Below are 18,947 nucleotides of genomic sequence, written 5' to 3' on the forward strand. Positions count from 1 at the left end.
AATGGGTGTTGGTGAGCAGGCCACGCCCCTTTTTCTTTTTCGGCTGGTAACAAATATCGAATCAAATAAAGGAGTGTATTTTTATGGATAACAGAACATTTGCGAAGGATCTGTACAAATTCCTAAAGGACAATGATTCTCTCGGCCATTTTGGGGACATCCCGGCGGAGGACGGTATTTCGGAGTTGGAGGAATACCTGTCCGACCTTGATATGGTTAAAGAAACCATCAAGGATATTGAGGAAATCGCAGACTCCTTTGACGATCATGATGTTTACGTTACCGAGGTCAAGCCGCTTCTGAAAGGGCTGCGAACGGTGCAGGAGAAGCTGGAGGCTGAACAAAGCAAGCGCATGGTGGCCGATACCGGCTATGAGGTCAAGCAGTCAATCCAAATCGGGAATCAGGAGATTCTGATGGCTGAGAACCTCAAAGCGGAGGACGGCAATTTCTATATGAAAGCCGAATACACCGAAAATGGCTTGATTGGCGAGTATTCTCAGGTCGCCGTTGACTCCGACTACCTTGAAATTATGCGGGAGTTTACCAAGAGCCTGCACGGGCAGATCGAAAAGGTCGCTTCCGAAATCGGCAAAGCGGCGTATCAGTCCGAGCCGATTACCGCCAAAGAGTGCCACCCCAACGATTACAGCCAGAGCATTGTCGGCAAGGTGGTGGCAATCAAAGCCGAGGCTCTGCGCCCGGAATACAGACGCGGGGATAGGCAGCTTATTTTGGTGGACGGCGGCAACGGCGCGAACGCAAATGCGCGCGGAAACGCCGTTTTCTGCACCCATCTGAACGATGGCAGCCGCACTCGCTTTGAACGCTATGATGTGCAGGGCGAAATGAAGGAGCTGCCCGCATGGGCGGCGGCGCGTCTGGATGCCATCAACGCTGAGCGTGAGGCAGCGAGGCACCCTATTCCCAAATCCGCGCCGCAGGAAACGGTCGCCGGATATACGATTACCGAGCGCGTAAATGTCGGCAAAAAGACTTTTGTGCTGGGCCATAATCCTAAAGCTGTTTCGCCCTTTGTCACCTGGCAGCAGCTTGAGGGGCGCTCCGGGTACGACTTAGGGCATTATTTTTCTGACCGCGACAGGGCGCTGGCCGATTTGCACACCCGCGCTGACAGCGAGCGAGAGGCCACATCGCCTGTCAAAGCCCGAAATCCGAAAAATCGGGATGACGCGAGATAAGGGGGAGAATGAAATGCCATACGAGTTATTACCCTCACAAGAGGATAATCTGCTGTTTTTCCATCTGGAGGGCGAGGCCGCCGAGCGTTACGGCTCTGTCGGCTATCTCCGGGCAGATTTCGGCAGGAATGGGCGTGAGTTTTGGACGACATGGTTTGACCAGCAGCCCCATTTGAAAACGCCTGCGTTCAAGAACGAGTTTGATGAGATTATCAATTCTCTGCGCGATGATGGGCAAAAACCGCCCTTTGCCAGCCGGGACAATTTGACGGCGTTCTGTGCCGCCACCCCCGGCAAGGAATTGACCACGCGCGGCAGCGGCTACATGGTACGAACGCTAGACTTTTCCTATTATGTCCGCTGCCTGCCCCGCCCCGGCGATTATGATATATACGCTTTTGTCTTCGACAATCGCTACCTCCTGCCCGAGCTGGCGGGCAAGCATGATTTACCCGATGCCTGTTACAGCGTCCTGCCCTCCACCGGGGAACTGATTTCCATATCCCGATATAAAAAGGGATATGCCCGCTGCGACGGATCAAAGCCCAACCCGGAGGAAAACCGCCTGTTCGCGGACACATCCAATAAAATCTTTGGCGTTACGCGGGCGCAGGAGGCAGCCATGCTTGCCGGGAGTATGTTCGGTTGGGACGTTCCCGCCGCAAAGCCGTGGAAATACGACAAGGACGGCAACCCCCGGCCTCTGCCGCCAAAGAAAAATGAGCCGGAGCGATGAGAAAAAACGATTTGCCGGAATACCGGCTATTTTATTCAACCTTAGAAAGTGAGGGAAATTCAATGACACAGGCAGACAGATTTACGAAGCTGGCCGCATTGACCAAGGGATCGCACAACAATGATCCCGCGTCTTATCATGCGGCCTTTTATTTGCTCTCCCATGACCCGGAGCTGTATGCGACAGCCTGCCGGTATATCTCGGTGGACGGTATCAACTTCATCGGGATGAAGCGGGCGATTCGTGATTTTGATGATCGCACCCGTCAGGTTGTGGACATTGCCCACAACCTCTTTTCGTGGCAAAGTCCGTGCAAGGTCACACCCTTTCATATCTCGCGGCTTGGCTATCCCTATATGGAGCTGGTCTGCAATGCCTGCTATATTGCAGCCGGGGAATATCGGGTGGTGGTTGAGCCAGGAAAGGCGGAAATCACGCTGGATGACCGCCATTATCAGGAGAGCAGACGTGTCTATCAGCAGTTTGAGCAGATGGAACACGCTGTTGCTGCGGATATAGCACAGGGCAGAACCGCCCCGCCGAAGGCAAGGCCGTCCAAAAGCTACGAGCGGTAAAACAATCGAAAGGAGGCGTGACCGATGGCGTCTAAATATCAGTTAATCACCGGCCTATATGAATCTACCGTACAAGCCGTAACGAATACCCCCGCCGCGTGGACGGCGTTCCTGCATTCGTCCTGCCGGAACTACAAATGCCGCTTTGACGAGCAAATCCTGATTTACGCCCAGCGCCCCGACGCCACCGCCGTCCTTGAAATTGAAAAGTGGAACAAGCAGTTTGGCAGATGGGTGAACAAAGGGGCAAAAGGCATTGCGGTTTTCGATGACGAACACAACGGCAGTTACAGACTCAAGCACTACTTTGATATTGCCGATACCCACGAAAGCCGCTTTGCCCGCCCCGTTCCCATTTGGCGTATGGAATCACGGTATGAAGCAGAGGTCATTGAGGGCTTGGAAAACTCCTTCGGCGAGTTGGCGGACAAATCCACCCTTGCCAACGCCCTCATTTCGGCGGCGCACAACGCCGTGGACGACAACCTTTCCGACTATCTGAATGAACTCATGGATTGCCGGGAGGACAGCTTTCTGGAAGAACTGGACGAGCTGAATGTCGAGGTGGAATACCGAACCGCCCTGCAAAACAGCGTGGCATATATGCTTCTTACCCGCTGCGGAATCGACGCGGAAGAATACCTTGATTTTGAGGATTTCCGATATATCTCCGACTTCAATACCCGTAGTGCCGTCAATGCCCTCGGCACGGCGGCGAGCGATATTTCGGAAACCTGCCTGCGGGAGATTTCGGCTACCGTAATCAGTCTGCAACGGATTGAACGTCAGAATAACACCCGGACACGGGCTTTACAGTCTGAAAATTTGCAGGATGTGGAGCGCGAATTGCCAGCGGGCGCTGCCCGCCAAAATCGCACAGTTGCAAACGAAAGGCAATCCGGCGAAAATAGAATTGAAAAATCAACCACGGAAAGGAGTTTTGAAGATGGAAGAACTGACATATCGGATGGAAGGAGATTATCAAGTACCCAATCTTCTGCCCCCGGAGGAAGACACTCCGATAGTCCTTGGCAAGTACGCATTGGCAAGAAAGAAATTTCTCAAACAGAACCGCAGAATCCTGTTCACGAACCTGCTGACGGCGGGAACGCTCAATCAGCATTTGATGGAGATCGAGCAGACGGCCAACGAGCGCATGGAGCTTCTGACCCGGCAGATGGCGCAGACCGAGGGCGTGACGGAGGAACTGAAAGCCAGCGACCAGATGAAATGGGTCGGCTTGATGAACAACATCCGGCAGGCAGCGGAGGAAACGATACTGAACGACCTGATATACGCATAAAGCCCCTGCCAGATGAATATCAGCAGCTTACCCTTATGTTTGGAGAAGCGGAGGAAACGGCGAAAGCCCCCTCCGCTTTTTCTATTTCCCAGCAGATGATCGACGAGGTGCTGACCAGCGGCGGCAACGAGGAAAATAGCCCTCTCCGTATTGTGTCCTATTTCAAGAAAGACCACAGCACAGCCGAAAACGCCGCTTTTTTGCGGAGCGAATACGGCAAGGGCGGCAAGGGCTTCATTTTCGGCGGGAATCATGTGTCCGTTTGGTGGCGTGAAAACGGCATCCGCATTGCCGTGGGCGATACAGCGCTGAACACCGCAGACACTTCCCTTATCACATGGGAGCAGGCCGTAGCCCGAATCCGCGAGCTTTTGGACATGGGGCGGTATATGTCCCAAAGCGAACTTGATAAAGCGGACGGTATCGAAATCAAGGCGATAGCCGACCACCTGTGGTATCTGCACCAAGACCTTGCCGACGGGCTTGAATTTTCCTTTATGGACAAGGAAATCTTCAAATGCGGTTTTCCAGACAGCACGGTGCGCATTGCGGAGATTTTGGCGCAGCCGACAGAACGGCAGGATATTATCGACGGACTGGCCGAGTTTGCCGCCGCCTATGAACAAGACCGCTCCCTGCTCCGCTTTCATCTTTCCGCTCATCATCCGCAAAGGATTTTAGGCTATCTTGAGGATTTGCAGCGGGAACCCCTCGTCTTTACTGCCGATGAATCCGTTTCCACGGCACGTCCGGGCTTTATCACTCAGGACGAGATTGACCGGGTGCTTTGCGGCGGCGGGAACGTACAGCACGGTAAATTCCGAATTTATTCCTATTTCCTGTACAGCCATACCGCCAAAGAAAAAGCTGATTTTCTAAAAAATGAATTTGGCACGGGTGGTTTTGGTCGCACAGGCTTTAACGAGTGGTACGACAGCAAGGGCATTGCGTACAGCCGTGAAAACAACCATATGCCCTACGACAAGGTGATTTTGCCGTGGCCGAAGGTGGCAAGGCGCATTGATGAGCTTATCGCAGACGGGCGGTATATGACCGAGCGTGAGCTTGCTTATCTGCCCGAATACGAGAAACAGGAATTGGCCAGGGGTATTGTCGGCTTCTATCCCTATCAGCCGGAGGATCTGCCCCGCCCGTTTCCTCACGGCACGGATTTTGCGGAAGCCGTAAAAATCGTCCGCCCTCAGCTTGACGAGCCGGAGCGTGTTGCGGAAATCCTCTCCCAGATGGCGGTGATACTGGACAACACCGCAGATTTTGACCGCCGCTATCCGTCCATGCAAAAAGCCTTTGGGGATTTGACCGCCTACCAAAACGGCACATTTACGCTGTTCCCAAAGGATAAACCAGCCGCAAAAGAAACGGCAAAGCCCACCCCTGCGTCTATCCCGAAAGAGCCTCCCGCCGTCCCTGCCGATGAAGCCGCCGAGTATGACCTTCAGCTTGGAGCAGCTGTCTGGCTTGGGCTTGACGAGTACGAGATTTTCTCCTTTGACGATGCCGCCGTGGTGCTGCGGGACATGAAGTTTCCGCTGTTCACAAGGGATATGCCGAGGGAGGAATTTGACCGCAAACTGCGGGAAAACCGCTTAAGCGACGGCCTTATCAAGACCGCTGCGGGTGTACAGGAACCGCAGCAGGAGCCGGATATTGACGCGAATGCGGAACTGAAAGACCAAATCCGCGACGCTCTGGACTGGCGCGGGTATATCGTATCCGACGAACTGATTGAAGCCGGTCTGGAGGAATACGGAAATCGGGGCGGCACAGGCGACTACAAAGAGGTTGCAGACTTTATCGAACGCGCCTACCTTACAGAAGAAGAAACGCCCGAATCCCTTGTGGGCAAGCGGTATGAAATCGACGGCAGGCAGTTTGTCGTTGAAAGCGTGGACGAGGATGCCGAAAAAATTGAGCTACGGGATGTTACTTTTCAAAACAGCGCGGGCTTTCCCATATTCCGCAGCGAACCCCTTGACTTTATCCGTATGTACGACCCTCTCCAGCCGGAGCCTGAACCGATTACGCCCAAGAAGAGCAAAGAGCCCATCAGCGGTCTAAGGGAAATTGTGATTGAGCTTGCGCCGCGTGACCGTGAGTTAGTGCAAAACCGTATTTCCCAGCCCGAAGAAGAACGCTTTACCCCCGCGTGGGAAAAACCAGCACCTCGAAGCCGCACACAGGTATTCGATCCCCATCCCGAAATCCCGCAGGCAGAGCGGCACAATTACCGCATTACGGATGATAACCTCGGCGTAGGCGGAGCAAAGGCCAAATTCAAGAATAATGTGGAAGCCATTAAAACCCTGCAAAATATTGAGCTTGAAAACCGCTTTGCCACGCCCGAGGAACAGGAGATTTTGGCGCAGTATGTGGGATGGGGCGGCTTACAGCAGGCGTTTGACCCCGACAACAAGCAATGGGAAAATGAATACCGCGAACTGAAAGACCTGCTTTCACCCGAAGAATACGACTCGGCCCGCTCAACCACCCTCAACGCCCACTATACCTCTCCCATCGTTATCAAAGTGATTTACAAGGCCGTGGAGAATATGGGCTTCAAGACGGGCAATGTGTTGGAGCCGTCCTGCGGTATCGGCAATTTCTTCGGCCTTGTGCCGGAGAGCATGGCGGGCAGTAAAATGTTCGGCGTGGAAATCGACAGCCTGACCGGGCGCATTGCCCGGCAGCTCTACCAACGGAACAACATCGCCGTGCAGGGCTTTGAGAAAACCGAGCTGCCCGACAGCTTTTTTGATTTGGCAATCGGCAACGTGCCGTTCGGCAGTTACGGTGTTACGGATAAGCGGTATGACAAGCACAAATTCCACATTCACGACTATTTCTTTGCCCGCACACTCGATAAGGTGCGCCCCGGCGGAATCATCGCCTTTGTAACCTCCAAGGGAACCCTCGATAAGCAAAATCCCTCTGTGAGGAAATATATTGCGCAGAGGGCCGACCTTTTAGGGGCGATCAGGCTCCCCATGACGGCGTTTAAAGCCAATGCTGGCACGGAAGTTACGACGGACATCATCTTCCTGCAAAAGCGTGACCGAATCATCGACATTGAGCCGGATTGGGTGCATTTGGGGCAGACCGAGGACGGAATCCCCGTCAACTCGTATTTCGTGGAACACCCCGATATGATACTGGGGACCATGAGCAACGACAGCGGCACACGGATGTATGGAAGCGAAAACAGCACATCCTGCATCCCCTTTCCTGACTGTGACCTTGGGGAGCAGCTTGCCGAAGCCATCGCCAATATCCATGCGGAAATCACCGAGTATGAGCGTGATGAGGACGAGCCAGAGGAAGAAAACACCATCCCCGCCGACCCGAATGTGCGCAATTATTCCTACACCGTAGTGGATGGCCAAATCTACTACCGCCAAGACAGTATCATGGTTCCCGTGGAAATGCCCGTCACGGCGCAAAACCGCATTAAGGGCTTGATTGAACTGCGGGAATGTGTTCGCACCCTCATTTTCTATCAGACCAGCGATTATCCCGACCGCGCCATCGAAGCGGAGCAGGCGAAGCTGAACCGCCTGTACGACAGCTTTACCCGAAAATACGGCCTCATCAATTCAAGGGGCAACAGTATGGCGTTCGCACAGGACAGCGCCTACTGCCTGCTTTGTTCTCTGGAAGTCCTTGACGAGAACGGCGAGCTTGAGCGCAAAGCCGATATGTTCCAAAAGCGCACCATCAGGCCCCATATCCCGATTACCCATGTGGACACGGCAAACGAGGTGCTGGCTGTTTCACTTGCCGAAAAAGCAAGGGTAGACATTCCTTTCATGGCGCAGCTTACGGGCATGAGCGAGGAAGCTGTCGTTAAGGAGCTTGAGGGGGTTATCTTCCTTAATATCGGGCAGGCCGAATCGCAGGATAAAACCTATGTGACCGCCGACGAGTATCTTTCCGGCAATATCCGTGAAAAGCTGACGCAGGCAAAGGCGGCGCAGACGGTTGTGGGCGACGGCTCTTTGGATGTAAATGTCCGCTCCCTTGAGGCGGCCATGCCGAAAGACCTCACTGCCGCCGAAATCTCCGTCCGTTTAGGCGCAACGTGGATACCGCCCGATGTGGTTCAGCAGTTTATGGTGGAGCTTCTGCAAACGCCCCGCTATGCGCAGGAACGGGTGCGGGTACTCTATACCCAGCACACGGGCGAGTGGAATATCACCGAAAAAAGCTATGACCGCTCCAATATCCATTCCTTCAACACCTACGGCACACAGCGGATCAACGCCTATAAAATCATCGAGGACAGCTTGAACCTGCGGGATGTGCGGGTTTTTGACAAGGTATATGAGCCGGACGGAACCGAGAAGCGTGTTCTCAATAAAAAAGAAACGGCCATAGCGCAGGCCAAACAGGAGCTTATCCGCTCCAAGTTTGAGGAATGGATATGGAAAGACCCCGCCCGACGTGAACGGCTCTGCTGGATTTACAATGACCGCTTCAACGCCATTCGTCCACGGGAATATGACGGTTCGCACCTCACATTCCCCGGTATGAACCCCGAAATCATTTTGAGGAAACACCAGATTGACGCCATTGCCCATATCCTCTACGGCGGGAACACCTTATTGGCGCATGAGGTCGGTGCGGGCAAGACCTTTGAGATGGTTGCGGCCGCTATGGAAAGCAAGCGGCTTGGACTGGCTCACAAAAGCCTTATCGTCGTCCCCAATCACATCACCGAGCAGTGGGCGGCTGAGTTTTTACAGCTTTATCCTTCTGCGAATATCCTTGTCGCCACGAAGAAGGACTTTGAAACCAAGAACCGCAAGAAGTTTTGCGCCCGAATTGCCACCGGCGACTACGACGCAGTAATTATCAGCCATAGTCAGTTTGAGAAAATCCCCATGTCGGTGGAACGGCAGGAAGCCATGCTGGAGCGGCAGATTGATGAACTGGTTGAGGGTATTGATGAGGTCAAGCGGAACCGGGGCGAAAAATTCACCATCAAACAGATGGAAAAGATGAAGAAAAATCTTGAAGTCCGCTTGCAGAAGCTCACCGACCAAAGCCGCAAGGATGATGTCGTTACCTTCGAGGAACTCGGCGTTGACCGCCTGTTCATCGACGAAGCCCACTATTTCAAAAATCTTTTCCTGATTACAAAAATGCGGAATGTGGGCGGCATCGCACAGGTGGAAGCTCAGAAATCCTCCGACCTGTTTATGAAAACGCAATATCTGGATGAACTCACCGGCGGGCGCGGCACGGTGTTTGCCACAGGTACACCTATCAGCAATTCGATGGTTGAACTCTACACCATGCAGCGGTATCTCCAGTACAAAGCCCTTGTGCAGAACGGCTTACAACATTTTGACGCATGGGCCTCCACCTTTGGCGAAACGGTGACAGCCATCGAGCTTGCGCCGGAGGGAACCGGATACCGTGCCAAGACCCGGTTCGCCAAATTTTTCAATCTCCCGGAACTCATGTCCATGTTCAAGGTGACTGCCGACATTCAGACCGCCGATATGCTCAGGCTGCCTGTGCCAAAGGCGAATTTCCACACCGAGGTCATCAAGCCGAGCACATGGCAGCAGGACATGGTGGCGGAACTGGCCGAGCGCGCCGAAGCCATCCGCAAAGGCGATGTTGACCCCACTGTTGACAATATGCTCAAGGTGACGAACGACGGGCGCAAGCTGGCACTCGACCAAAGGCTCATCAATGAAATGCTGCCCGACGACCCGGACGGTAAGGTTGCCGTTTGTGCGGACAATGTGTTCCGCATTTGGGAGGACACACGGGAAAAGCGGTCAGCACAGCTTGTTTTCTGCGACCTTTCCACGCCCCACGGCGACGGCAAATTTAATGTCTATGACGATTTGAAACAGAAACTCATCGCCAAAGGCATACCCGAGGAAGAAATCGCTTTTATCCATGACGCCAATACCGAAGTCAAGAAAAAGGAGCTTTTCGCAAAGGTACGCAAGGGGCAAATTCGTGTCCTGATGGGCAGTACGCAGAAAATGGGTGCGGGTACGAACGTGCAGGACAGGCTGATCGCTTTGCATGACCTTGATTGTCGTGCGACACGTTCCTAACTGAAAAGGTTAGGCGTGAAGCTGAAACTATATAACGGATTGAAAGGAGCCGCAGAAAAATGCTTCATAGAACTGATAATTCAATAGGTAGAATGAAGGGGTAACGCCCTGAAATGCCTTCCCTGATACTCCGACAGGCGGCAGAAATGCGGTCTGAAGCTCGGTAAAGTCGGCGGAAAGCTGCCGTAAGTGCGGCTGTGATACAACGCAAACGAAAGGTGTCCAGAGGTGGACGCCGCAGCCTATACGCCGGGGGTCTACAAAATATATATGGTGAGAATGGTGGAAACGCCTGACGAACTTGCGAATGTACGGGTCTAAACCGCGGAGCGCATAAAAATGTGCGCCGGTCTGAAAAATGGCAGTCAGTGAGGTTTAGTAGAAATGGCAGTTACGAACCACCTTACAGCGTTACAGGCGCTGTCAAGCTGACAGGCTCAGAGCAAGCACCTAAGTATATATGTACAGATAGAATTATTGGAACGTGGGAAACAGCATAACGCATTTTATGCGGTGGTGCGAAGAACAATAAGCACCTTTAATTGCTGCGAAAGTAGTGGCATGAGCTATGAAGCCCTTGTAATGTGGGCAGAGCAACAGCCACAAGTCATTATGAAAAATAGTTATAGGTAACGAAACTTCATAGCTTCGAGTAAGACAAAGAAAAACAGCCCGAAAGGGGTGTTGCCTATGACAAAGCAAAAGAAACTGAGACACAGCGAATATTATGATTTGCAGCTAACGTTTGACAAGCTGTATGCGGACAGTGGGCAGGGAAAAATCTTTACAAGGCTGATGGATATTATCAGCAGTGAAGAAAATATCCGGCTCGCATACCGAAACATCAAGAAAAACGGAGGCAGCAATACTGCCGGCACAGACGGAAAAACCATCGTGGACATTGAAAAGATGTCTGTGGATGACTATGTCTGTCTTGTGCGTAGAAAATTGTCCTACTACAAGCCAAAGCCTGTCAGGCGGGTCGAAATCCCGAAACCCAACGGGAAAATGCGTCCTCTTGGAATTCCAACGATGGTTGACCGGTTGGTACAGCAATGTATCATGCAGGTCATGGAGCCGATATGTGAAGCGAAATTCTTTGAACGCAGCAACGGCTTCCGTCCAAATCGCTCCGCTGAGAACGCAATCGCCCAGTGCTATAAAATGATACAGCTTCAAAATCTGCACTTTGTTGTAGATGTGGATATCAAGGGCTTCTTCGACCATGTAAACCATACGAAGCTGATACAGCAAATCTGGCATATGGGTATCAGGGATAAAAAGCTGGTGTGCATTATCCGCGAGATGCTGAAAGCGCCAATCGTCATGCCAAATGGTGATACGGTATATCCAATAGAGGGAACGCCGCAGGGTGGTATCCTCTCGCCGCTGCTTTCCAATATTGTGCTCAATGAACTGGACTGGTGGATTGCTTCCCAGTGGGAGAATATGCCGACCCGGCACGAGTATAAGTGCGAAATCAGACCAAATGGCACAAAGAACAAATCCTCTATTTACGGTGCTTTTCGCAATACTACAAAGCTCAAGGAAGTGTATATCGTCCGCTATGCTGACGATTTCAAGTTGTTTTGCCGGAAAAGAAGTGATGCCGAAAAGGTGTTTATCGCCACAAAGCATTGGCTGAAAGAACGGCTACGGCTTGACATCAGTGAAGAAAAGTCGAAAATCATCAATCTCAAAAGGCACTATTCCGAATTTCTTGGGTTTGAGCTAAAAGCGGTCAGAAAACGAAATGGCTATGTTGTTAAGTCGCATATGACGCCCAAAGCAATCTTCAAAGAAACAGACAAGCTCATTGCTCATGTGAAATGGATTGCCCACGCACAGGACAGGGATGATGAAGCAAAAGAAATCGCCTTGTACAACTCAATGGCAATCGGCATCCATAACTACTATCGCTTTGCAACAATGATAGCGTCCGATTGTGCACAAATCCACAGGAATGTGTCCACGGTGATGAAAAATCGGCTCTATGGCAGGTTCTCCAAAAAGGGGCAAATCAACGAAGTGTATATCCGCAAGCATTATGGGGACAGCAGACAAATCCGCTTTGTAAGCAGCAAAACCGTTGTTCCTGTCGGATATATCAAAACGCAGACTCCCATGTTCAAAAAGAAGAAGATATGCAATTACACGCCGGAAGGCAGAGAGGAAATCCATAAAAACCTGAAAATCAATACGACGGTCATGCTTATGCTGATGCGAATCAAGGAGCCGCGCCGAAGTGTTGAATATATGGATAACCGAATCTCCCTCTATGCGGCGCAGTACGGCAAGTGTGCAGTCACGGGCAAGGAGCTGTGGGTTGATGAAATCCACTGCCACCACAAGGTGCCGCTCTGTAAGGGTGGCATGGACAAATACGAGAATCTGGTGATACTCCACCGTAATGTTCATTTGTTGATACACGCTACTAACCCCGAAACGATAACTGCATATCTGAATCTGATTCAACCGGACAAAAAAGCACTCGAAAAAATCAACAGCTTGCGTTTGTTGGCAGGCAACGCGGGCATCTGAACCACAAACAGTTTCTTAGCTTTGAATTTCGTATCAATCTAACGATGTTTTCATAATGATGGAACGCCGTGTGCGGGAAAACTCGCATGCACGGTGTGAAGCGGGGGAAAAGGTGGAAAGCGGCGCTGTCGCGCCGCTCAGGCCTTACCTATCGCTATCGTGGAGGCCCAGCGACCTTGCTCAGCGCCTTGGGCGAATCGTCCGGCAGGGCAACAAAAATCCCGAAGTTGAGATTTTCCGCTATGTCACCGAGGGAACCTTCGACAGCTATCTCTATCAGCTTGTGGAAAACAAGCAGAAGTTTATCGCTCAGATTATGACCTCTAAAACCCCCGTCCGCATTGCCGAGGATGTGGACGAAACCGCCCTTTCCTATGCTGAGATTAAGGCGTTGGCGACGGGCAATCCGCTTATCATTGAAAAATGTCAGCTTGAAATGGATGTAAACAAGCTCAAAATCCTGCAAGCAAGCCATTTGAGCCAGCGATACGCTCTGGAGGATAAGATTTTGAAGGAGTATCCGCAGGCGATAAAAAGGCTCACCGAACGGATTAAGGGCTATAAGGCCGACATCGCAAATGTGGCGAAATACCCTGCCGACAAAGACCGCTTCCCGCCTATGACCGTAGGCGGGAAAATTTATGCCGAAAAAGCCGAGGCGGGCAAGGCCATCATCGAAGCCTGTAAAGTCATGACTTCCCCCGACCCCGTGGCGTTGGGCGAATATCGGGGCTTCCAAATGATACTGTCCTTTGACAGCTACGCAAAGGAATACCGCGTTACCCTTTCCGGCGCACTCTCCCATACGGTCAAATTGGGGACGGACATCCACGGCAACATCACCCGTCTGGACAACGCCTTTGAGGGCTTTGCCGCTTCGCTTCATAACTGCGAGGAAAGCCTTGCCGACACCAGAAAGCAAGTGGAAGCGGCGCAGGGAGAGGTCAGCCGTCCGTTCCCGCAGGAGCAGGAATATCAAACCAAATCCCTGCGGCTGAAAGAGGTTAATTCTTTGCTGAACATGGATGAGAAAGACCACACCGTTCTGGATGCTTCCCCTGATGAGGCGGACATGGCGCCTGTCCTGCAACTCGCAGGCCGGGAAAGATAAATCACACATTTGCGGCTACTTTCGGAGGTGAGTATAGTAAAATAAAAACCAAGGGGATGATGTTTTGAACCCAAAAGATTCTTTCTATAACCTGGCCGAGCGAATCGCAAACGCTTTTCCCGAAATCGACAGCGACATCGCCACCGACCTTTCTCAGATCGACGGCGAGTATGCTGATTTTCGGAAACAGGTTGACCAACTGCAACAGGCGCACCCTTTCATCGAGCAGATTTTGGAGGGCGCGGGTGCGATTACGCTTTCTGCCGCTGAGCATGAAATCCTGCTGCGGTATCTCAGTCTGACAAGGCAGCTTGAGGATATGGAACGGCGGCAAATCTACTTCCGGGGACACACGGACAATTTTGCCTACCTCAAGAAGATAGGCGCACTTTAACCGAATATATCAGTATCGTAAAAGCGGCGTTGGCTTAAAACCAACGCCGCTTTTGCATTTTTATGGACTTTCTAAGGGGCTGATGATATTATAAAGATAATAGTAACCTTCCTGATAGCTAGTTGAAGTTGAGGCTAGGATACCAGTTGCTAATTATAGCAATGAGCATTTCAATATACAAACTTGACACTATCAATCATTATTTCGTTAAATGGAGGGATTAATGTGGCTGACAAAAGCATTTGCTATTACCGGGGAAAAGAGAAGCAAGACATATCTATTGAAGCACTGCGTAACGAGGTAGCTCAGTTCCTTCAAATTGATAATCTAAGCTTCTTAATTGGTGCAGGATGTTCGAGCAATGTAATTGACGGACGGGAAACCGGAATACCAGGCATGGCTGCAATATATGATGGCTTCTTTTCTGAAAAGCCAGCCTTTGATATTGCAGGAGAAAAAATGAACGGACGCTTTGATAAGAATCTCGAAAAACTGATTGAGGCGTTAGGCGCAGTCCAAATAGCAAATCAGATCGTTGAAATGGATGCACAAGCCACGGAGAAAACTAAAGATGTGCGTAATTATCTTCGAAAGAGTATTATTTCGGGGTTGACCAGCGTAGAAGTGAAAGCTATATATAAGGATTTCTACGCTAAGATTACCCAGCGTACAAGGAAAAATCCTATCAGCATATTTACCACAAACTACGACCTTTTCAACGAAATGGCTCTCGATGAACTTGGTTTCCCATACAATAACGGTTTTGCAGGAACATACAAGCGCAAATTTTCACCTGCAAGTTATAACTACATGTATGTAGATAACATGAATCTCAGCCGCGATGTATGGGAACGAGTATCATCTTTTTTCAATCTTATGAAAATACACGGTTCGATTTCTTGGGTGCGAAAAGATGAGCAAGTATGGGAACAGGACTATGAATCTATATCAGATGATGATACCGTAATGATCTATCCAACACCGCTCAAAGACCGTACTACGCTAATGACACCGTACTCTGACTTGTTTAGAGCAATGGAAAATCGGCTGGTTCAAAAGAACGGAGTTCTCATTGTCATGGGATATAGTTTTGGCGACGATCATATTAATCGAATCATTTTGAACGCTCTGGCAGTCCCTTCTTTCCGGCTGGTAGTATTCGGGCAGGGCGCAAATATAGACAAGTTGATTGCACTAAACGATTCGCGTATTACAGTAATCAATTCAGAGGATAAAGTGCATTATTTTAAGAATGTTGTAGAATCCGTGCTTCCAACAATACACCCTGATGTGGTTGAAGAATTTCAAATGCAACCGGCAAACGAATTGATCAAGGAATTCGAAGCGGAGGCAAAAAATGAATAGTCGCAGCATTGGAAAATTAGTCTCCATAAGTCAACGCGGTATCGTTGCTGAGATGTATGAGTCTCTCGGAAACTATGTAAATACAATGGATGGAATCCGCTTTGTTGGTGAAGTGGGATCATATGTTTCTATCTATGACATTGGACGAACAATTATTGGAGAAATCACTGGTGTTGAAGAAAAACCCGTGCTAACCAGTAAGCCAATGAGCAAACCCAATAGTAGCCGTCAACTTAACATTAACCTGATCGGAGAAATTATATCGAATAAGTTCTTCTTTGGCGTTTCAAAAATGCCGCTTATTTTCTCAGAGGTTAATATCATCTCCGAAAATGACCTGATTACGATGCTTGAAGTCTCAGACGAGGAAGAAACTATAAAGGAGACAGAAGGTTCGACAAGAGCTAAACTGCTACCCATTGGTTCGTCTGTGATTTTTCCAGATTATTCAGTCAAGCTAAACATAGATAAATTCTTTGGCTTCCATTTTGCTGTCTTTGGCAACACAGGTGCCGGAAAATCAAATACCATAGCTACAATTATACAAAATATTTTCTTGAAAACGAACTACTCTGCACGTGGGGCGAAGTTAGTTATCATAGACTCAAACGGCGAATACGCTCAGGCATTTTCTTCAATCACTGCTGTTAATCCGCAAATAAAAGTAAAATGTCTTGTCGCTTCGGAAAGCACTGAGCAAGAAAATCGCTTGGAGATTCCTGTATGGGCATTGACTGCTGACGACTGGGCAATTCTGCTACATGCAACAGAAAAAACACAAGTTCCCATTTTGAAACGTGCTATTGATCTTGCAAGGAGTTTCTTCGACCCGGATAATCACGATGACGATGTAAAGAATCATATTTTGGCAAGCACTGTACTTGGGATTATCAATAGTTCGGACACTTCTGCATCTAAGTCTGATAAAGTGAAAGGGGTATTGACCACATTCAAAACTGAGGCAATAAACTTGGATGTCATGATTGATGAAGCAACAACCCTCAGAAATGCAATTACAATGCATTATGGAGCTTTCATAAATGAAGAGGCTGCTATTAATTTTGTGCAGGCCTTCATAAAAAATGATCTTGCCGATTCTCTTGTCGTGGCAAAACAAGTTACATATACAATGCAGCAATTCCTTGAAGCTGTTCAATTTGCTACTTTCTATGAGGGAAGCATAAGTTCTCAACGGATTCAAGAGTATACATCAACGCTTATCACAAGGCTTCAAGCATTGAATGACGGCATACAAGGGAAGATATTGACGAAAACAGAATTTGAGTCGATTGAAGCGTATGTAAATGATCTTCTTGGCGAACATCAGATAGTGAACATTGACATCAGCTTGCTTGATGATTCGTCTGCAGAAGTGGTTACTAAGGTTCTTGCGAAGCTTCTGCTTGATCATCTCAAGCGAATGGATAGCAAAGCTGATATGCCAATAAACTTCATAATAGAAGAAGCTCATAGGTTTGTTAGAAATGAAAGTAATTATGGGGTTCTAGGGTACAACATTTTTGAACGTATTGCAAAGGAAGGACGGAAATTTGGTCTGCTTATGGGCATCTCATCTCAACGTCCAAGCGAGTTGTCAAAAACTGTTGTTTCTCAGTGCAGCAATTTCATAATCCACCGTGTCCAAAATCCCGACGATCTTCAATATATTGCAAAAATGGTTCCCTATGTTAATCAAGGGATGATTGATAGACTTACCTACTTGCAAACTGGACACGCGCTTGTATTTGGAACCGCAATAAATCTTCCCACGCTTACTAAGTTCGAGCAGGCATCTCCAAAACCGGATAGTGATAATGCGAAAATATCCGAAAAATGGTATATTGAATGACAACAACGATTCATATTTTCAAAATCGGAGATTTATAATAAATCTCATTGTGTTTGTGTTAAAACTATTATTACCGGCAACATAGCGGAATTTTGGAGGAAATATTTTATGTTGATACTTGGAATTAATCGAATCTTGAATTGGCTTCAGATTACCACTGGTGGAAGAAGTTACACTTGCCCCACCAAAGAAATAAATGGTAATTTATTCTTTAAGTTTAAAAATGAGTGGCATAGAGCAACCGATTATGTATCTGAACATACTATGGAGTTGATTTCTGAAGGCGGGGAGAATATCTCTCGAAGATTTAAAAAGTAAGTTGCTATCTGCATTACATGCTATCTTATGGCAATATCACAATTCCGATTTGTAGCGATGATTGCAGGACATAACATTGAGTTCTGCATTATGTTTATGCGGTACAATTTGGAGTTTCCTCCCCATTATCGCATCAAATTTTGAAAATCCTTCTACATAGCCGATTGGTGTAAAAGCCAATCGGCTAATTTCATATCGGGAGGTGTTTTCATGCCATATATCGATCCTGAGGTGATTTTGGAAGCCAAGCAAATGGACTTGCTGACTTATCTCCAAAACTACGAGCCGAAGGAGCTTGTTCACTTTTCCGGCAACGTCTATTGCACCCGCACACACGACAGCTTGAAAATATCCAACGGCAAGTGGTGCTGGCACAGCCGGGGAATCGGCGGGCGCTCCGCGCTCGACTATCTCATCAAGGTAAACGGTATGAGCTTCACAGAAGCAGTGGAGCAGATCATGGGGCAGGCGGCAATCAAGCCGCCTGTTTTCATGCCCAAGGCACAAAAGCTATCAACCCCCTTTGCCCTCCCCCCGATGGACAAAAGCATTACGGAGGTCGAACGGTATCTAATGCAGCGCGGGATCAGCCGGGAGCTTATCCGCTATTGCGTCGACTCGCAGATTTTGTACCAAACCCGTAAGGGCGAATATTGTAATGCCGTCTTTGTGGGCTGCGATAAAGACAGAATCCCGCGCTATGCCAGTATTCGTGGAATTAGCGGCGACTTCAAGGGTGATGTAACCGGAAGCGACAAACGGTATTCTTTCGCCCTGCCAAACGGTGGTAAGAACCTGCACCTGTTTGAATCGGCCATTGATTTGCTTTCATTTGCAACACTTAAAGCAATTCAGCCTCAGCATGGTTATGACGGCGATTTGCTTTCCCTTTCCGGCGTATATAAGCCGAAGCAGAATATTGAGGACAGCGCCCTGCCGCCTGCACTCACGCAGTACCTCAAAGGCCACCCGGAAATATCCCACATTCATTTGCATCTGGATAACGACCTTGCGGGACGGCTTGCCACCAAAGCGATTGTGGCCGTTCTGCCAAATCGGTACGCTGTGACGGACGAGCCGCCCCCCTCCGGCAAGGACTATAACGACTACCTGTGTGACTGCTTGAATTTGCCCCGAACACATGTCAAAGAAAGGAACTATGCACGATGAAAGAGTATGAAGTTCAGATTAGAGAATCCCTTTCCATGACCGTGACGGTTGAAGCCGAAAGTGCATTACAGGCGCGGGAGCTTGTAGAGCGCCAATGGAAAAACGGCGAATATGTTTTAGACGCCGATCATTTTCAAGGCGTGGCTTTTACTGTTCCAGCAAGGCGCAGCCGTGAACGTTGACCGCTCCCTTTTCCGGCTGGTGAGCCTTTGGAAGATCGAGCTTTCGGAAATGCACTATACCAGCAAGCATCGCCTTTGGATAGCCATTCGGCTGCCAAACGCACTT

The 18,947-nt window shown here is 49.5% G+C and carries 14 protein-coding genes and 1 pseudogene; 13 read left to right on the forward strand and 2 right to left on the reverse strand.

Going from position 1 to position 18,947, the window contains the following annotated elements; translation table 11 throughout:
* Positions 1 to 83 precede the first annotated feature (83 nt).
* From VXK30_RS00810 to VXK30_RS00820, 3 genes are all read left to right on the forward strand, one after another.
* The gene (locus VXK30_RS00810) at positions 84 to 1,202 is read left to right on the forward strand and encodes a hypothetical protein (RefSeq protein ID WP_275714829.1); all 1,119 of its coding nucleotides are present in this window, start codon (positions 84 to 86) and stop codon (positions 1,200 to 1,202) included.
* Positions 1,203 to 1,215: 13 nt separating this feature from the next.
* On the forward strand, positions 1,216 to 1,938 hold the full coding sequence (locus VXK30_RS00815) for a hypothetical protein (protein WP_275714828.1): 723 nt from the start codon (positions 1,216 to 1,218) through the stop codon (positions 1,936 to 1,938).
* Positions 1,939 to 2,000: 62 nt separating this feature from the next.
* Positions 2,001 to 2,513: a hypothetical protein gene (locus tag VXK30_RS00820; protein WP_275714826.1), complete on the forward strand. Its 513-nt coding sequence runs from the start codon at positions 2,001 to 2,003 to the stop codon at positions 2,511 to 2,513.
* Between the two features lie 54 nt (positions 2,514 to 2,567).
* Here the strand turns inward: VXK30_RS00820 and VXK30_RS00825 are convergent, their stop codons facing one another.
* Positions 2,568 to 2,840: a hypothetical protein gene (locus VXK30_RS00825; RefSeq protein ID WP_275714824.1), complete on the reverse strand. Its 273-nt coding sequence runs from the start codon at positions 2,838 to 2,840 to the stop codon at positions 2,568 to 2,570.
* 42 nt (positions 2,841 to 2,882) lie between these two features.
* Positions 2,883 to 3,287: a hypothetical protein gene (locus tag VXK30_RS00830; RefSeq protein WP_275714822.1), complete on the reverse strand. Its 405-nt coding sequence runs from the start codon at positions 3,285 to 3,287 to the stop codon at positions 2,883 to 2,885.
* 172 nt (positions 3,288 to 3,459) lie between these two features.
* Here VXK30_RS00830 and VXK30_RS00835 point away from each other — a divergent pair, with 172 nt between their 5' ends.
* The 10 genes and pseudogenes from VXK30_RS00835 (at position 3,460) to VXK30_RS00880 (ending at position 18,841) form a co-directional block, all read left to right on the forward strand.
* Positions 3,460 to 3,816 carry a TnpV protein gene (locus VXK30_RS00835; RefSeq protein WP_275714820.1) on the forward strand — a complete coding sequence of 119 codons (357 nt, stop codon included), beginning with the start codon at positions 3,460 to 3,462 and terminating at the stop codon, positions 3,814 to 3,816.
* Between the two features lie 2,219 nt (positions 3,817 to 6,035).
* Positions 6,036 to 9,893: pseudogene (locus tag VXK30_RS17150) on the forward strand (SNF2-related protein); the annotation flags it as partial.
* A gap of 708 nt (positions 9,894 to 10,601) precedes the next feature.
* Positions 10,602 to 12,452, forward strand: a complete 1,851-nt coding sequence (gene ltrA / locus VXK30_RS00845) for a group II intron reverse transcriptase/maturase (protein ID WP_275714816.1) — start codon at positions 10,602 to 10,604, stop codon at positions 12,450 to 12,452.
* A gap of 55 nt (positions 12,453 to 12,507) precedes the next feature.
* Entirely contained in the window at positions 12,508 to 13,563 is a 1,056-nt protein-coding gene (locus VXK30_RS00850) for a hypothetical protein (protein WP_275714814.1), read from the forward strand.
* Between the two features lie 64 nt (positions 13,564 to 13,627).
* Positions 13,628 to 13,957, forward strand: a complete 330-nt coding sequence (locus VXK30_RS00855) for a DUF6664 family protein (protein ID WP_275714812.1) — start codon at positions 13,628 to 13,630, stop codon at positions 13,955 to 13,957.
* Between the two features lie 225 nt (positions 13,958 to 14,182).
* Positions 14,183 to 15,322 (forward strand): SIR2 family protein, encoded by a 1,140-nt coding sequence (locus VXK30_RS00860; RefSeq protein WP_275714811.1) that lies wholly within the window; start codon positions 14,183 to 14,185, stop codon positions 15,320 to 15,322.
* Positions 15,315 to 17,171: an ATP-binding protein gene (locus VXK30_RS00865; protein ID WP_275714809.1), complete on the forward strand. Its 1,857-nt coding sequence runs from the start codon at positions 15,315 to 15,317 to the stop codon at positions 17,169 to 17,171. Before VXK30_RS00860 ends, VXK30_RS00865 begins: the two co-directional genes overlap by 8 nt.
* A 108-nt stretch (positions 17,172 to 17,279) precedes the next feature.
* Positions 17,280 to 17,489, forward strand: a complete 210-nt coding sequence (locus VXK30_RS00870; protein WP_275714807.1) for a hypothetical protein — start codon at positions 17,280 to 17,282, stop codon at positions 17,487 to 17,489.
* Between the two features lie 210 nt (positions 17,490 to 17,699).
* On the forward strand, positions 17,700 to 18,659 hold the full coding sequence (locus VXK30_RS00875; protein ID WP_275714805.1) for a DUF3991 and TOPRIM domain-containing protein: 960 nt from the start codon (positions 17,700 to 17,702) through the stop codon (positions 18,657 to 18,659).
* The gene (locus VXK30_RS00880) at positions 18,656 to 18,841 is read left to right on the forward strand and encodes a DpnD/PcfM family protein (RefSeq protein WP_275714803.1); all 186 of its coding nucleotides are present in this window, start codon (positions 18,656 to 18,658) and stop codon (positions 18,839 to 18,841) included. The genes VXK30_RS00875 and VXK30_RS00880 overlap by 4 nt, the downstream gene beginning before the upstream one ends.
* Positions 18,842 to 18,947 lie beyond the last annotated feature (106 nt).

The sequence above is a fragment of the Caproiciproducens sp. CPB-2 genome, assembly GCF_036287215.1.
Lineage (GTDB): Bacteria > Bacillota > Clostridia > Oscillospirales > Acutalibacteraceae > Caproiciproducens.

Bases quoted from the DNA above. Each gene is read 5' to 3' on its own strand.
- VXK30_RS00810 (WP_275714829.1), top strand. From the start codon at position 84: ATGGATAACAGAACATTTGCGAAGGATCTGTACAAATTCCTAAAGGAC.
- VXK30_RS00815 (WP_275714828.1), top strand. From the start codon at position 1,216: ATGCCATACGAGTTATTACCCTCACAAGAGGATAATCTGCTGTTTTTC.
- VXK30_RS00820 (WP_275714826.1), top strand. From the start codon at position 2,001: ATGACACAGGCAGACAGATTTACGAAGCTGGCCGCATTGACCAAGGGA.
- VXK30_RS00835 (WP_275714820.1), top strand. From the start codon at position 3,460: ATGGAAGAACTGACATATCGGATGGAAGGAGATTATCAAGTACCCAAT.
- ltrA (WP_275714816.1), top strand. From the start codon at position 10,602: ATGACAAAGCAAAAGAAACTGAGACACAGCGAATATTATGATTTGCAG.
- VXK30_RS00850 (WP_275714814.1), top strand. From the start codon at position 12,508: ATGATGGAACGCCGTGTGCGGGAAAACTCGCATGCACGGTGTGAAGCG.
- VXK30_RS00865 (WP_275714809.1), top strand. From the start codon at position 15,315: ATGAATAGTCGCAGCATTGGAAAATTAGTCTCCATAAGTCAACGCGGT.
- VXK30_RS00870 (WP_275714807.1), top strand. From the start codon at position 17,280: ATGTTGATACTTGGAATTAATCGAATCTTGAATTGGCTTCAGATTACC.
- VXK30_RS00875 (WP_275714805.1), top strand. From the start codon at position 17,700: ATGCCATATATCGATCCTGAGGTGATTTTGGAAGCCAAGCAAATGGAC.
- VXK30_RS00880 (WP_275714803.1), top strand. From the start codon at position 18,656: ATGAAAGAGTATGAAGTTCAGATTAGAGAATCCCTTTCCATGACCGTG.